At 66.4% G+C, this 14623-nt stretch carries 10 protein-coding genes and 1 tRNA gene; 7 read left to right on the top strand and 4 right to left on the bottom strand.

Features of this window, described 5'->3' with window-relative positions:
• Together OS124_RS0100355 and OS124_RS0100350 are read right to left on the bottom strand one after the other, a co-directional pair.
• Positions 1-403, bottom strand: a 403-nt coding sequence (locus OS124_RS0100355) for an aldehyde dehydrogenase family protein (RefSeq protein WP_010137249.1), incomplete at its 3' end; no start/stop codon positions are given.
• Between the two features lie 132 nt (positions 404-535).
• Positions 536-1963: an aminotransferase-like domain-containing protein gene (locus OS124_RS0100350; RefSeq protein ID WP_010137248.1), complete on the bottom strand. Its 1428-nt coding sequence runs from the start codon at positions 1961-1963 to the stop codon at positions 536-538.
• A 192-nt stretch (positions 1964-2155) separates the two neighbouring features.
• Here OS124_RS0100350 and OS124_RS0100345 point away from each other — a divergent pair, with 192 nt between their 5' ends.
• Positions 2156-3523, top strand: a complete 1368-nt coding sequence (locus tag OS124_RS0100345; protein ID WP_010137247.1) for an aminotransferase family protein — start codon at positions 2156-2158, stop codon at positions 3521-3523.
• 157 nt (positions 3524-3680) lie between these two features.
• Here OS124_RS0100345 and OS124_RS0100340 read toward each other — a convergent pair.
• Positions 3681-3766, bottom strand: a tRNA-Leu gene (locus OS124_RS0100340).
• A 157-nt stretch (positions 3767-3923) separates the two neighbouring features.
• On the opposite strand from OS124_RS0100340, the gene OS124_RS0100335 reads away from it, so the two are divergent.
• On the top strand, positions 3924-4913 hold the full coding sequence (locus OS124_RS0100335; RefSeq protein ID WP_010137246.1) for a complex I NDUFA9 subunit family protein: 990 nt from the start codon (positions 3924-3926) through the stop codon (positions 4911-4913).
• 180 nt (positions 4914-5093) lie between these two features.
• Here OS124_RS0100335 and OS124_RS0100330 read toward each other — a convergent pair whose 3' ends face one another.
• Positions 5094-5897, bottom strand: a complete 804-nt coding sequence (locus tag OS124_RS0100330) for an undecaprenyl-diphosphate phosphatase (RefSeq protein ID WP_029375069.1) — start codon at positions 5895-5897, stop codon at positions 5094-5096.
• A gap of 229 nt (positions 5898-6126) precedes the next feature.
• Here OS124_RS0100330 and OS124_RS0100325 point away from each other — a divergent pair, with 229 nt between their 5' ends.
• The 5 genes from OS124_RS0100325 (at position 6127) to mtgA (ending at position 14596) form a co-directional block, all read left to right on the top strand.
• Complete coding sequence (locus OS124_RS0100325; RefSeq protein ID WP_010137244.1) at positions 6127-7596, top strand: NAD(P)-dependent oxidoreductase; 1470 nt, start codon at positions 6127-6129, stop codon at positions 7594-7596.
• Positions 7597-7643: 47 nt separating this feature from the next.
• Complete coding sequence (locus tag OS124_RS0100320) at positions 7644-8378, top strand: hypothetical protein (RefSeq protein WP_010137243.1); 735 nt, start codon at positions 7644-7646, stop codon at positions 8376-8378.
• A 53-nt stretch (positions 8379-8431) separates the two neighbouring features.
• Entirely contained in the window at positions 8432-12970 is a 4539-nt protein-coding gene (gene gltB, locus OS124_RS0100315; protein ID WP_010137242.1) for a glutamate synthase large subunit, read from the top strand.
• A 340-nt stretch (positions 12971-13310) separates the two neighbouring features.
• Positions 13311-13607, top strand: a complete 297-nt coding sequence (locus OS124_RS0100310) for a hypothetical protein (protein ID WP_138919376.1) — start codon at positions 13311-13313, stop codon at positions 13605-13607.
• A 239-nt stretch (positions 13608-13846) separates the two neighbouring features.
• On the top strand, positions 13847-14596 hold the full coding sequence (mtgA, locus tag OS124_RS0100305) for a monofunctional biosynthetic peptidoglycan transglycosylase (protein ID WP_010137240.1): 750 nt from the start codon (positions 13847-13849) through the stop codon (positions 14594-14596).
• Positions 14597-14623 lie beyond the last annotated feature (27 nt).

Below are 14623 nucleotides of genomic sequence, written 5' to 3'. Positions count from 1 at the left end.
CCTTCAGCTCGGACCCGAGGCCGGCGTAGAAGTCCAGGATGTCGATGGCGGTGGCGACCTCGCCGCGGCATTCGGTGCGGATCGCCTTGCCGGTCTCGCGGGCCAGCACCTGGGCGATGACCTCGGCATTAGCACTCAGCGCGCGCGCGGCCTCAGCAACCAGCTTGCCACGGGCGCGGGCGGGGGTCTGCGACCAGGCGGGGAAAGCGGTGGCGGCGACTTCGATGGCGGCGGCGGTTTCGGCGGCATCCGAGGCGGCGGCCAGGCCGAGCTGCGCGCCGGTGGCGGGGGTCATCACCGGCAGGGTGGCGGCGGTGGCGATCTTCGCGCCGCCGACAAGGTTCACCCCCGCATAGGCGGCGATCAGGTCTTCGGGCAGCTGCGGCAGGGCGGGCGTGGCCATTCTTGGTCTCTCCTTGGCGCCTCGGGCGCGGGGGTCTGGGGGGAGGGGCAGCCGGAGGCGGCTGGTCGCCGCGACCCTAGGGGGATCGGCGCGTCCCAGATAGGGCCAGACCAGCGCATTGATATGGCCAGTTCAGCGCAGGGCGTCGGCGGCGCGGCCCAGCTCGGCCAGACCCTCGGCGATGCGGGCCTCGTCGATATGCGAGATGCCGAGGCGCAGGAATCGGCCCGCCTGGGCTTCAGGCACGAAGGCATCGCCCGATTCGATCAGCACGCCGCGCCGGGCGGCCTCGGCGATCAGGGCGCGGCCATCGAGGCCCTCGGGACATTCCAGCCACAGAGAGGTGCCGCCCGAGGTCTCGGGCGTGCGGAAGTCGGGCAGGAAGCGGGCGCAGGCCGCAAGCACCTCGGCATGGCGGCGCACGAGGGCTTCGCGAAGACGGCGTTGCAGGGCCAGGTAGTGCCCCTCGGCCAGAAAGATCCCGGCGGTGCGCTGGTTGTTCAGCGGCGCGGAGCGGTGGATCAGCCGGCGCAGCCATCGCGCTTCGGCCACAAGCGCCGGATCGGCGACGAGGAAGCCGAGGCGGACGCCGGGCGCGAGGATCTTCGACAGCGTGCCCAGGTAGGCGACCCGGCCGGAGCGGTCGAGGCCACGCAGCGTGGTGGTCCCCGGCGCGGCGGTGGCGCCTTCATAGTCGTCCTCGATCAGCAGCACGTCGTCGCGGGCGGCGCGGTCCAGCACCTCTGCCTGGCGGGCGGGGGACATCGTCACCATGGTCGGGCTCTGGAAACCGGGCGTGAGCACGGCGAGGTCCATGTCGCCTTCCAGCCTTGCGCCCTCGGCGTCGACGGCCAGATCGCGGATCGTGGCGCCCGAGACCTGCATGATGTTGCGGCTGTCGGGATAGCCGGGGCTTTCGCAGCCGACGGTGATTCCCGGCCCGGCCAGCAGGCGGGCCAGCAGGTAAAGCCCCTCCTGCGCGCCCAGGGTCACAAGGATTTCGTCGCTGCGGGCGTAGATCCCGCGCTGCGGCAGGATCTGGCTGCGGATCTGCTCGACCAGCAGGGGGTCGTCCTCGTCGGCGCGGTCGGCTGTCCACCAGTCGATCGCCGAGCGGCCAAGGGCATCGCGCGAACAGCTGCGCCATGTGTTGATCGGGAACAGCCCGGGATCGACCTGCCCCGAGATGAAGGGATAGCGGTAGTCCTGCCAGTTCGAGGGCTTGTGCTGGTGGCGCAGCCGGGCCGGGCGCTGCTTCAGCCGGGCGTCCCAGTCGGGGCTGTCGGGGGGCGGCGCGGGGGTGCGCTCGGGCCCGGCGGGCAGGTCCCCGGCGACGAAGACGCCCAGCCGGGGGCGGGCATCCAGGTAGCCGCGCGCCACGAGGTCCTCGTAGACCGCCGTCACCGTGTTGCGGGCGATGCCGAGCTGCCCGGCCAGCTGGCGCGAGGGCGGCATCTTCTGCCCCGGCTGCATCTGCCCGGCGTGGATCGCATCCACGATGCCCCGGCGCAGCTGGGACTGGATCGGCTCTGATCCGTGACGGGAGATGAAATTCAGCATGGTTCGTGGTTCAATCGCGCTATCCGGGCGTCTTTCTACCCCCTCGGCTGCCACTTGTCGCGGCAGAGCGGGCGGTCGGGCGCCGAAATACGCGCAAAACCCCCTCTGGCCCCATGGATCCCCGGGCGCTGGACCTGTCCCAACCCCGCGGCCCCGGTCTTTGTGGCTGCGAAACCCTTCAGGGAGAGACCGATGTACGACAATGACCTCAGCGATGTGGTGGCCGCCGACAAGGCCCACGTCTGGCACCACCTGACCCAGCACAAGCCCTTCGAGACCTCCGACCCCCGCGTCATCGTCGAGGGCAAGGGCATCCATGTCTGGGATGCCAAGGGCACGCGCTACCTGGATGCCGTCTCGGGCGGGGTCTGGACAGTCAACGTCGGCTATGGCCGGACCGAGATCGCCGATGCGGTGCGCGACCAGCTGGTCAAGCTGAACTACTTCGCCGGCTCGGCGGGCTCGATCCCCGGGGCGATGTTCTCGAAGAAGCTGATCGAGAAGATGCCCGGCCTCAGCCGCGTCTACTATTGCAACTCGGGCTCCGAGGCGAACGAGAAGGCCTTCAAGATGGTCCGCCAGATCGCGCACAAGCGCTATGGCGGCAAGAAGACCAAGATTCTGTTCCGCGAGCGCGATTACCACGGCACCACCATCGGCGCGCTGTCGGCCTGCGGTCAGCCCGAGCGGCACATGCAGTACGGCCCGCTGGCGCCCGGTTTCGTCGAGGTGCCGCATTGCCTGGAATACCGAAAGCAGTGGGATGTCGAGGATTACGGCCAGCGCGCCGCCGATGCCATCGAGGAAGTGATCCTGCGCGAAGGTCCCGAGACCGTCGGCGCGATCTGCCTTGAGCCCGTCACCGCCGGTGGCGGCGTGATCACCCCGCCGAAGGGCTACTGGGAGCGCGTGCAGGAGATCTGCAAGAAGTACGACATCCTGCTGCATATCGACGAGGTGGTCTGCGGGGTCGGCCGCACCGGCGCCTGGTTCGGCTACCAGCAGTACGGCGTGAAGCCGGACATGGTGACCATGGCGAAGGGCGTGGCCTCGGGCTATGCTGCGATCGCCTGCCTGGTGACCACCGAGGACGTCTTTGACCAGTTCAAGGACGATGCCTCTGATCCGCTGAACTACTTCCGCGATATCTCCACCTTCGGCGGCTGCACCGCCGGCCCCGCCGCCGCGCTGGCCAACATGGAGATCATCGAGAACGAGGGTCTGCTGGAGAACACCACGCAGATGGGCGCCTACTGCCTTTCGAAGCTGGAAGAGCTGATGGAGAAGCACAAGGTCATCGGCGATGTGCGCGGCAAGGGCCTGTTCCTGGGCGCCGAGCTGGTCGCCGACCGGGGCACGAAAGAGCCCGTGGCCGAGAAGCTGGCCCAGCAGGTCGTGGCGGAATGCGGTGCGCAGGGGGTGATGATCGGTGTCACCAACCGCTCGCTGCCCGGCTTCAACAACACGCTCTGCCTCAGCCCGGCGCTGATCGCCACCAGGGACAACATCGACGAGATCACCGGGGCCATCGACGTTGCGCTGACCCGCGTTTTCGGCTGATCGGACACTCTTCCCCGGACGGCCTGACTGCCCCGGTATCCCCAGAGGATACCGGGGTTTTTTGTCGGTATGGCAGAGGGTTGGGCAGGGTGCCGGGCCGGCTGTCGGCACAAACGAAAACCCCCGCGAAACCGAAGTTTCGCGGGGATCTTGGTAATGGTGCCCAGGAGAGGACTCGAACCTCCACGTCCTTGCGAACACTAGCACCTGAAGCTAGCGCGTCTACCATTCCGCCACCTGGGCCGGTGTCGTGGAGGGCGATATATGGGTCTGCCCGGGGAGTGTCAACGACGATTTTTCGCATTTTCCGAAACTCGCGGTGACAAAGTCTCCATCCGCCTTGCCCGCAAGGACAAGCGGGGCTAGGTACGGAAGGAATTCGATCAGCCGGAGGTCTTCCATGCCCAAGTCGAAGCTTGTCACCATTTTTGGCGGGTCGGGATTCGTCGGCCGGTACATCGCGCGGCGCATGGCCCAGCAGGGCTGGCGGGTGCGCGTCGCGGTGCGCCGCCCCGACGAGGCGGGCTTTGTCCGCACCTACGGCGTCGTCGGCCAGGTCGAGCCGGTGTTCTGCAACATCCGGGATGACTCCTCGGTGCGCGCCGTGACCCATGGTGCGGATGTGGTGGTGAACTGCGTCGGCACCTTCGCCGCCAAGGGCAAGAACAACTTCACCGCCGTTCAGGCCGAGGGCGCGGGGCGAATCGCCCGTATCGCAGCCGAAGAAGGCGTCTCGGGCCTGGTGCATTTGTCGGCCATCGGCGCCGATGCCGAAAGCGACAGCCTCTATGCCCAGAGCAAGGCGGCGGGCGAAGAGGCTGTGCTGGCGGCGATGCCCGGCGCGGTGATCCTGCGTCCCTCGGTGATCTTCGGCACCGAGGACAAGTTCTTCAACCGGTTTGCCAACATGGCCAAGATGACCCCGGTGCTGCCGCTGGTCGGCGCCGGCACGCGGTTCCAGCCGGTCTGGGTTGACGATGTCGCCGCCGCCGCCGAGGTGGCCGTGCTGGGCCGTGCGCCCGCCGGCATCTACGAGCTGGGCGGCCCCGAGGTCGACAGCTTCTCCGGCTGGATGAAGACCATGCTGAAGGTCGTGCAGCGCCGCCGCGGCGTGATCGGCCTGCCGGTCTTCGCCGGTCAGCTGATGGGCTGGAGCTTCGACCTGTTGCAGACGCTCAGCCTGGGCCTGTTCACCAATTCGGTGCTGACCCGTGACCAGGTGCGTCAGCTTGGCGCCGATAACGTGGTCTCCGAGGGGGCGAAGGGCTTCGCCGAGCTGGGGATCGAGCCCTCGGCCCCGGAAGCGGTGATGCCCGACTACCTCTGGCCCCACCGTCCCTCGGGGCAATATGCGGCGATCAAGGCGTCGGCGGCGAACCTCAGAAGCTGAGGGCCGGCGGGGCTGGCAGCAGGATCCAGTCATCAGGGCCCGGCCATTGGTCGGGCCTTTTCCTTGCAACGGGGGGAGGTGGGTTGCACCCACCCTACGCGGGATGCGCCGCCTGCCCTGGGGGCTGGCCGGTGCCGCAGGCGTAGGGTGGATGGCAATCCACCTTCGGGGGCCTGCGCCTCAGCTGTAGGCCCAGACCAGAAGGGCAAACCCCAGCAGGACGCGGTAGATGACATAGGGCGTGAAGCTGACCGACCGCAGCAGCCGCATCATCAGGACCAGCGCCAGCAGTGCCGAGAGGAAGGCGAAGAAGGCCGCGATCGTGCCGTCGATGGCCGCCTGGGCGTCCGCCGTGGCGATGACCTCGCCCGAGAGATAGGCCGCCGAGGCCAGGATCATCGGGATCGACATCAGCATCGACAGCTTCGCCGCCGCCTGGCGCTCGAACCCGCCGAAGAGGGCGCCGGTGATGCAGATGCCCGACCGCGAGGTGCCGGGAATCAGTGCCACCGCCTGCCAGAGCCCGAGGATGATGGCGTCGCGCAGGGTCCAGTCCTTCGCGGCACGGCCGCTGTCTCCGCGCCGGTCGGCGATGTAGAGCACCACGCCGAAGATCAGCATGGTCCAGCCGATCACCGCGACCGAGCGCAGCCTGTCGTCCAGTCCGGTGATCGCCAGGAAGAGGCCGAAGAGCACACCGGGGATCGTTGCCACCGCCAGCAGGAAGGCCAGTTGCGCGCCGGGTGTATCGATCCGGCCTCGCAGCAGGCGCGGAAGGCCGCCGATGGCCTCTCGCACGTCCTCCCAGAAATAGAGCACGACGGCCCCGAGGGTGCCGACATGGACGGCGACGTCGATGACCTGGCCCTGATCCTGCATGCCCGTGAGGCCCGGCAGCAGAATCAGGTGACCTGAGGAGGAAATCGGGAGAAACTCGGTAATACCCTGAATAATCGCGAGAAGAAGAAGCTGGAGAAGGGGCATGGGATGTCCGGTGTGGCGAGGAATGCTGCAAGGATTAACCCTTTGGAAGTCAGAGGAAAGGCCCTTAATAAGTCCGGTTTGATGTCTATTTTCGAGGCTTGGAATTGCCCTTCTGGGTCGCGCAGGGGAAAAAGCTGCAATATAGGTCATCACTTCTGACTTTTCTTCCCCGCTGGCCTGCTGTAGAAGGCCCCGAAAAGGTAGCGACAAGCAAGACGAGGAGTTAGCCGTGGCGAAGCAACCTATGCTGAAGTTCGTGACCGTTGATCGGGACATGCCCGAGAAGCGCGACGCGAAGGTGCGGTCGCATGATTTCGATGAAATCTATGCCGAATATGCCGCCGCCAAGGCCGAGGAGCAGGCGTCTCGTTGCAGCCAGTGCGGCGTGCCCTACTGCCAGTCCCACTGCCCCCTGCACAACAACATTCCCGACTGGCTGCGCCTGACCGCGACCGGCCGCCTGGAAGAGGCCTATGCGGTCAGCCAGGCTACCAACACCTTCCCTGAGATCTGCGGCCGCATCTGCCCGCAGGACCGTCTCTGTGAAGGCAACTGCGTCATCGAGCAGTCCGGCCACGGGACTGTCACCATCGGCGCGGTCGAGAAGTACATCACCGATACCGCTTGGGAAAACGGCTGGGTCGTCCCCGTCGTTCCGGCGCAGGAGCGCGAGGAAAGCGTCGGCATCATCGGTGCCGGCCCCGGCGGCCTTGCCGCCGCCGACATGCTGCGCCGTGCCGGTGTGCAGGTCACGGTCTATGACCGCTATGACCGTGCCGGCGGGTTGCTGACCTACGGCATCCCCGGCTTCAAGCTGGAAAAGGACGTGGTCATGCGCCGCGTCGCCCAGCTGGAAGCTTCAGGCGTCGAATTCGTGCTGAACTGCAATGTGGGCGAGGATATCTCCTTCGATGCGATCCGCGGCAAGCATGATGCCGTGCTGATCGCCACGGGCGTCTACAAGACCCGCGACCTGAAGGGCCCCGGTTCGACCGCCGAGGGCATCGTGCGCGCCATCGACTACCTGACCTGCTCGAACAAGGTGTCCTTCGGCGACGAGGTGCCGGAATACGAGAGTGGCGAGCTGAACGCAGCCGGCAAGAAGGTCGTTGTGGTCGGCGGTGGCGATACCGCGATGGATTGCGTCCGTACCGCGATCCGCCAGGGCGCCGAGAGCGTGAAGTGCCTCTATCGCCGTGACCGCAAGAACATGCCCGGTTCGCAGCGCGAAGTGCAGAACGCCGAGGAAGAGGGCGTGGAATTCGTCTGGCTGTCGAACCCCGTCGGCTTCACCACCGGCGTGATCGAACCCGAGGGTTCCGGCGCCGGTGCCGGTCGTGTCCGCCAGGCCATGGTGCAGAAGATGCGCCTCGGTCAGCCCGACGCCTCGGGCCGTCAGAGCCCCGAAGTGATCGAGGGCAGCGACTACGCCGAAGAGGCCGACCTGGTGATCAAGGCCCTGGGCTTCGAGCCCGAGGACCTGCCGAAACTCTGGGATACCGAGGGCCTGGAAGTGACCCGCTGGGGCACCGTGCGCGCCGATTTCGGCTCGGGCCGGACCTCGCTGGATCGGGTCTATGCCGTGGGGGACATCGTGCGCGGTGCCTCTCTGGTGGTCTGGGCGATCCGTGACGGGCGCGATTGCGCCGCGGCGATCCTGGAAGACCTCGACGCCCCGGCGGCCGTGGCCGCCGAGTAAGCGGGGCGGGCCGCCGCGCCCGCCCGGATGCAGCAAGGGACAGTGACATGGCCGATACGCTCGACATCTCCGTCGTTTCCGACAGCGATAAGCTGAAGGTCTGGCTGTATCGTGGCACCAGCAAGCGCCTCGTGCTGTCCTTCTGGGACAGCGAAGAGGGCGGCGCGCCGCTGGCCGCCTTCGCCCATGCCGCCAGCCATGGTGGCCGTGACAACGTGCTGTTCTTCGCCGATCCCGGCGAGACCTGGCTGAACGGCGAACGGCTGGTCGAAGAGATCGTCGAATGGGCCAGCGCCTATCGCCGCGAATGCGAGGCGCAGAGCGTCATGGCCCTGGGTCAGGGCATGGGCGGCTTCATGGCCCTGGCGATGCCCGCCTACCTGGAAATCGACGTGGCCCTGGCGCTCAGTCCGCTCTACGCGATCCCGGCCCGGGCGATCCCGGAAGGGCAGGGGCTGGACGACCTGCGGCTGCACAACCTCGGCGAGGTGCTGGGCAGCCACGCGGATTACTACCTGATCCACGGCGAGGCCCCCGGCGAGGCAGCCCACCTGGAAAGCTTCCCGCTGGCGCCGAACCTCCACCAGTTCGTTCTGCCGACCGGCGGGCGGACCGTGCCGCAGATGCTGGATGATGCCGACCTGACCGCAGAGGTGCTGGAACGCGCCTTCCTCAACCAGCCGCGCAAGCTGCGCTTCGCGCTGGAACCCCTTGGCGTCTATCGCCGCGAAGATGCGCTGCCCGAGGGCGGCGAAACCGAAACAGCCGGAGAGCAGGGCTGAGAGGCCCCGCTGTCCCCCGCCAACCCGCCACTTCGGCAAAGGGAGACCTGATCATGACCAAGTACGACGCAGACTGGGTGCGCGCCGAGGAAGCCAAGCGCAAGTGGATGGAAGAGAACGGCATGTTCCGCGAGGAACATGAGCATTCCTCCTGCGGCGTCGGCCTCGTCGTTTCCATTGATGGCAAGCCCTCGCGGAAGGTCGTCGAAGCCGGGATTACCGCGCTGAAGGCGATCTGGCACCGCGGCGCGGTCGACGCCGACGGCAAGACCGGCGACGGCGCGGGCATTCACGTGCAGATCCCCGTCGACTTCTTCCATGACCAGATCAAGCGCACCGGCCACGAGCCGCGCACCGGCGAGGCCCTCGCCGTCGGCCAGGTCTTCCTGCCCCGCACCGATTTCGGCGCGCAGGAGACCTGCCGGACCATCGTGGAATCCGAAGTCCTGAAGATGGGCTACTATATCTACGGCTGGCGCCACGTGCCGGTCGAGATCGACTGCCTTGGCGAAAAGGCCAATGCCACCCGCCCCGAGATCGAGCAGATCCTGATCTCGAACATCAAGGGCGTGGACGAAGAGACCTTCGAGCGCGAGCTCTACGTGATCCGTCGCCGCATCGAGAAGGCCGCCGCCGCCGCGCATATCAACGAGCTGTACCTGGCCTCGCTGTCCTGCCGGTCGATCATCTACAAGGGCATGATGCTGGCCGAGCAGGTCGCCGTCTTCTACCCCGACCTGATGGACGAGCGCTTCGAGTCGACCTTCGCCCTCTATCACCAGCGCTATTCCACCAACACCTTCCCGCAGTGGTGGCTGGCCCAGCCCTTCCGCATGCTGGCCCATAACGGTGAGATCAACACGCTGAAAGGCAACGTCAACTGGATGAAGAGCCATGAGATCCGCATGGCCTCGGGCACCTTTGGCGACCTCGCCGAGGACATCAAGCCGATCATCCCCGGCGGCTCGTCCGACTCGGCTGCGCTGGATGCGGTCTTCGAGGTGCTGGTGCGCGCCGGTCGCTCGGCGCCGATGGCCAAGACCATGCTGGTGCCCGAAAGCTGGTCCAAGCAGGCCGAGGAACTGCCCGAAGCCTGGCGCGACATGTATTCCTACTGCAACTCGGTGATGGAACCCTGGGACGGCCCCGCCGCCCTGGCGATGACCGATGGCCGCTGGGTCTGCGCCGGCACCGACCGCAACGGGCTGCGCCCGATGCGCTATGTCGTGACCGGCGACGGCCTGCTGATCGCGGGCTCCGAGGCCGGCATGGTCCCCACCAACGAGGCCACCGTCCGGGAGAAGGGCGCGCTTGGCCCGGGCCAGCTGCTGGCCGTGGATACCCGCGAAGGCAAGCTGTACCACGACGTCGAGATCAAGGACCGCCTGGCCTCGTCGCAGCCCTTCGGTGAATGGGTCGGCAAGATCTCGGAGCTGGACGAGGTGCTGGAGAACATCGAAGAGGCGCCCCTCTTCGAAGGTGCCGAGCTGCGCAAGCGCCAGATCGCGGCCGGCTATTCGGTCGAAGAACTGGAAACCATGCTGGCCCCGATGGCGGAGGATGGCAAAGAGGCGCTGGCCTCGATGGGCGATGACACGCCCTCGGCCGTCCTGTCGAACAAGTACCGGCCCCTGTCGCACTTCTTCCGCCAGAACTTCAGCCAGGTGACCAACCCGCCGATCGACTCCCTGCGCGAATTCCGCGTGATGAGCCTGAAGACCCGTTTCGGCAACCTGAAGAACGTGCTGGACGAAAGCAGCGCCCAGACCGAGATCCTGGTGCTGGACACGCCCTTCGTCGGCAACGCCCAGTTCGACGAGCTGCGCAATCACTTCAACGCCGAGATGGTCGAGATCGACTGTACCTTCCCGGCCACCGGTGAACGCGGCGCGCTGCGCGAGGCGCTGAACCGCATCCGCCAGGAAGCCGAAGATGCGGTGCGTTCCGGTGGCGGCCACATCATCCTGACCGATCAGCACCAGGGCCCCGACAAGGTGGCCATGCCGATGATCCTCGCGACCTCGGCGGTCCATTCCTGGCTGACCCAGAAGGGCCTGCGGACCTTCTGCTCGATCGGCGTGCGCTCGGCGGAATGCATCGACCCGCATTACTTCGCCGTGCTGATCGCCTCGGGCGCCACGATCGTCAACGCCTACCTGGCCGAGGATTCCATCGCCGACCGCATCAAGCGCGGCCTGCTGGATGGCACCCTGACCGAGAACATGAAGCGCTACCGCGAGGCGGTCGACCAGGGTCTGCTGAAGATCATGGCGAAGATGGGCATCTCGGTGATCAGCTCCTATCGCGGGGGCCTGAACTTCGAGGCCGTCGGCCTGTCGCGCGCCATGTGCGCCGAGTTCTTCCCCGGCATGCTCAGCCGGATCTCGGGCATCGGCATCTACGGCATCCAGAAGAAGATCGAGGAAGTGCATGCGCTCGGCTGGAAGTCGGCGCAGGACGTGCTGCCCATCGGTGGGTTCTACAAGTCCCGCAAGTCGGGCGAGACCCACGCCTGGGAAGCGCAGACCATGCACATGCTGCAGGCCGCCTGCGACCGCGCCAGCTACGAGATCTGGAAGCAGTACAGCGCCCGGATGCAGGCCAACCCGCCGATCCACCTGCGCGACCTGCTGGCGATCAAGCCCATGGGCAAGTCGATCCCCATCGAGGAAGTCGAATCGATCACCTCGATCCGCAAGCGCTTCGTCACCCCCGGCATGTCCCTCGGCGCGCTGAGCCCCGAGGCCCACAAGCTGCTGAACGTCGCGATGAACCGCATCGGCGCCAAGTCCGACAGCGGCGAGGGTGGCGAGGATCCGGCACACTTCGTGCCCGAGCCCAATGGCGACAACCCGAGCGCCAAGATCAAGCAGGTGGCCTCGGGCCGTTTCGGCGTCACCGCCGAATACCTGAACCAGTGCGAAGAGCTTGAGATCAAGGTGGCCCAGGGCGCCAAGCCCGGCGAGGGTGGCCAGCTGCCGGGCATGAAGGTCACCGACCTGATCGCCCGCCTGCGCCACTCGACCAAGGGCGTGACGCTGATCTCGCCGCCGCCGCACCACGATATCTACTCGATTGAGGACCTGGCGCAGCTGATCTACGACCTGAAGCAGATCAACCCCACCGTGAAGGTGACGGTGAAGCTGGTGTCGTCCTCGGGTGTCGGCACGATTGCGGCAGGTGTGGCCAAGGCGAAGGCCGACGTCATCCTGATCTCGGGGCACAACGGCGGCACCGGGGCCTCTCCGGCCACCTCCATCAAGTTCGCGGGTCTGCCGTGGGAGATGGGCCTGACCGAAGCCCACCAGGTTCTGGCGATGAACAAGCTGCGCGAGCGGGTCACGCTGCGCACCGATGGTGGTCTGCGCACCGGCCGGGATATCGTCATGGCCGCCATGATGGGCGCGGAAGAGTTCGGCATCGGCACCGCCGCCCTGATCGCCATGGGCTGTATCATGGTCCGTCAGTGCCAGTCGAACACCTGCCCGGTCGGCGTCTGCACCCAGGACGAGAGCCTGCGCGCCAAGTTCACCGGCACGGCGGACAAGGTGGTGAACCTCATCACCTTCTACGCCCAGGAAGTGCGCGAGATCCTGGCCGAGATCGGTGCCCGCAGCCTGGATGACGTGATCGGCCGTGCCGATCTGCTGCACCAGGTGTCGCGCGGTGCCGAGCACCTCGACGATCTCGACCTGAACCCGCTGCTGATCACCGTCGATGGCGCCAAGGACATCGTCTATGACCGTCTGAAGCCCCGCAACGCGGTGCCCGACACCCTGGATGCCGAGATCGTCCGCGATGCGGCGCGCTTCCTGAAGGACGGCGAGAAGATGCAGCTGTCCTACGCGGTGCAGAACACGCACCGGACCGTGGGCACGCGCACCTCTTCGCACATCGTCCAGGCCTTCGGGATGCGCAACGCGCTGCAGCCCGACCACCTGACGGTCAAGCTGGAAGGCTCTGCCGGCCAGTCGCTGGGTGCCTTCGCGGCCCCGGGCCTGAAGATCGAGGTCTCGGGCGAGGCGAACGACTATGTCGGCAAGGGCCTGTCGGGCGGCACCGTGGTGGTGCGTCCTTCGATGCAGTCGCCCCTGGTCGCCTCGGAGAACACGATCATCGGCAACACGGTGCTCTATGGTGCCACCGACGGTTATCTCTTCGCCGCCGGTCGCGCGGGTGAACGCTTTGCCGTGCGTAACTCGGGCGCCAAGGTGGTGATCGAGGGCTGCGGGTCGAACGGCTGCGAGTACATGACCGGCGGGATCGCCGTCATCCTCGGCTCCATCGGGGCGAACTTCGGCGCGGGCATGACCGGCGGCATGGCCTACATCTATGATCCCGAGGGCCAGGCCGAGAAGCTGATCAACATGGAGACCCTGGTGACCTGCCCGGTCACCGTCGATCACTGGGAGACTCAGCTCAAGGGCCTGGTCGAGCGTCACCACGCCGAAACCGGGTCGCGCAAGGCCGGGGACATCCTGCAGCACTGGGATGTCGAGAAGGCAAACTTCCTGCAGATCTGCCCGACTGAGATGCTGGTGCATCTCTCGCATCCGCTGTCGGAGAAGGAAGCTGCTGTTCCGGCTGAATAATTTCAGCCGATAGATAGAGAGCCCAGGCTTTCAAGAGGGGTCCGCACAGGCGGGCCCCTCTTTTCGTTCCAGGTATCCGTTTTCGCGGTTCAATAGGCGATTTTTGGCCAGAATTGAACTTGGCTGTACAGTTGTTTAGTATGGATTAAACTGGCAAAACTACATATTTACAGATACTTAGATCTGTACACATGTTACTCACGGCACCGTGTGCTCAGAATGATATCCCATATGTGCACATATGCACTTCCAACTTCGGAGTGCCGGGCCTATCTACATCTCATCAAACGACGCCGCCCACGAAATCGACGACGTCGAAACTCAAGAAGTGGATATGAAAATGAAAACCCTCAAAGCACTTGGCGTTGCCACACTGATCGCAGCTTCCGCAACCTCGGCTTCCTTCGCAGCCGACGCAGCAGAGCAAACCCCCTTCGTCTACGGTGAAGCCGCCAACGCCGGCTCGACCGAAGTCCGCGTCAACCGTGGCAGCGACGACGCCGCCAAGGCGACCCCCTTCGTCTACGAAGAAGCCGCCAACGCCGTGACCCGCGCCGACACCTCGGTGCTGCACAGCCGCTTCCTGGCCAATGACGACGACGCCGCGTCCCAGACGCCCTTCGTCTACGCCAACTGAGGCAGACAACTCCGCGCCGAAAGGCTGGTGACCGGCCACATCCCGAGACGCCTCCGCCAGTTCTGACGGCCCGGATTGCTTCGACCTCCCCTCCGGTCGAAGAAAGGGGCTCTTCCCTCCCCGGGGAAGGGCCCCTTCATCATTTTCACGCAGATGTCAGCCCGCCGGCCCCGGCACCCTGCCGCCTTGCCGGCAGGAGAGTGCTTTTCCCGCATCGCCCGGGGAAGTATAGCGGTGGCGTGGCACGCAAGGCGAAATCCAGAAGCACCCCGCGCAAGGGCAGCAGACGCAAGGCTTCCGGTCGGGGCCAGGCGAGGCCGCTGCTGCGCCGTATCCTGCACAACCTGGTCCGCGCCTTCCTCGGCGTTCTCGCCGTGGTGGTCTTTGCCGTCACCCTGCATGGCGTGCTGCGCCCCTGGCCGGGTCTCTACATGACGCGCGAGCATCTGCGCCTGGGCGAGATCCGCCGCGACTGGGTGCCGATGGACCAGATCGCCCCGGCGATGGCGCGCTCTGTCGTGGCCGCCGAGGATGCCAATTTCTGCCTGCACTGGGGCGTCGACATGACCGCGCTGCGCCAGGCCATCGCCTCGGGAGGAGAGCGCGGCGGCTCGACCCTGACCCAGCAGGTGGTGAAGAACGTCTATCTATGGCACGGGCGCAGCTATGTCCGGAAGGCACTGGAAGCCATGCTGACCCCCCTGGTCGAGCTGACCTGGTCCAAGCGCCGCATCCTCGAGGTCTACCTGAACGTCGCCGAGTTCGACGAGGGGGTCTTTGGGGTCGAGGCCGCTGCCCAGCACTATTTCGGCACCTCCGCCAAGGACCTGACGGCAACGCAGGCGGCGCGGCTGGCCTCGGTGCTGCCGTCGCCCAAGACCCGGTCCGCCAGCCGGCCGACCGAGTACCTTCAGCGCCGGTCGGCGGCAATCCGCGACGGCGCTGCCACCATATCCGCCGACGGGCGGGCCACCTGCTTCGAGGATTGAACTTCGCCGCCTGTCACGGCAAGACAG

Origin of the sequence: Oceanicola sp. S124 (assembly GCF_000220565.1) — a bacterium.
Taxonomy (GTDB): Bacteria; Pseudomonadota; Alphaproteobacteria; order Rhodobacterales; family Rhodobacteraceae; genus Pseudooceanicola.
The sequence above is the reverse complement of the archived record's forward strand: the minus strand, read 5'-3'. Positions and strand labels throughout refer to the sequence as shown.

Coding starts and splice junctions, on each gene's coding strand:
- OS124_RS0100350 (WP_010137248.1), bottom strand. CDS start 1,963: ATGCTGAATTTCATCTCCCGTCACGGATCAGAGCCGATCCAGTCCCAG.
- OS124_RS0100345 (WP_010137247.1), top strand. CDS start 2,156: ATGTACGACAATGACCTCAGCGATGTGGTGGCCGCCGACAAGGCCCAC.
- OS124_RS0100335 (WP_010137246.1), top strand. CDS start 3,924: ATGCCCAAGTCGAAGCTTGTCACCATTTTTGGCGGGTCGGGATTCGTC.
- OS124_RS0100330 (WP_029375069.1), bottom strand. CDS start 5,897: ATGCCCCTTCTCCAGCTTCTTCTTCTCGCGATTATTCAGGGTATTACC.
- OS124_RS0100320 (WP_010137243.1), top strand. CDS start 7,644: ATGGCCGATACGCTCGACATCTCCGTCGTTTCCGACAGCGATAAGCTG.
- gltB (WP_010137242.1), top strand. CDS start 8,432: ATGACCAAGTACGACGCAGACTGGGTGCGCGCCGAGGAAGCCAAGCGC.
- OS124_RS0100310 (WP_138919376.1), top strand. CDS start 13,311: ATGAAAACCCTCAAAGCACTTGGCGTTGCCACACTGATCGCAGCTTCC.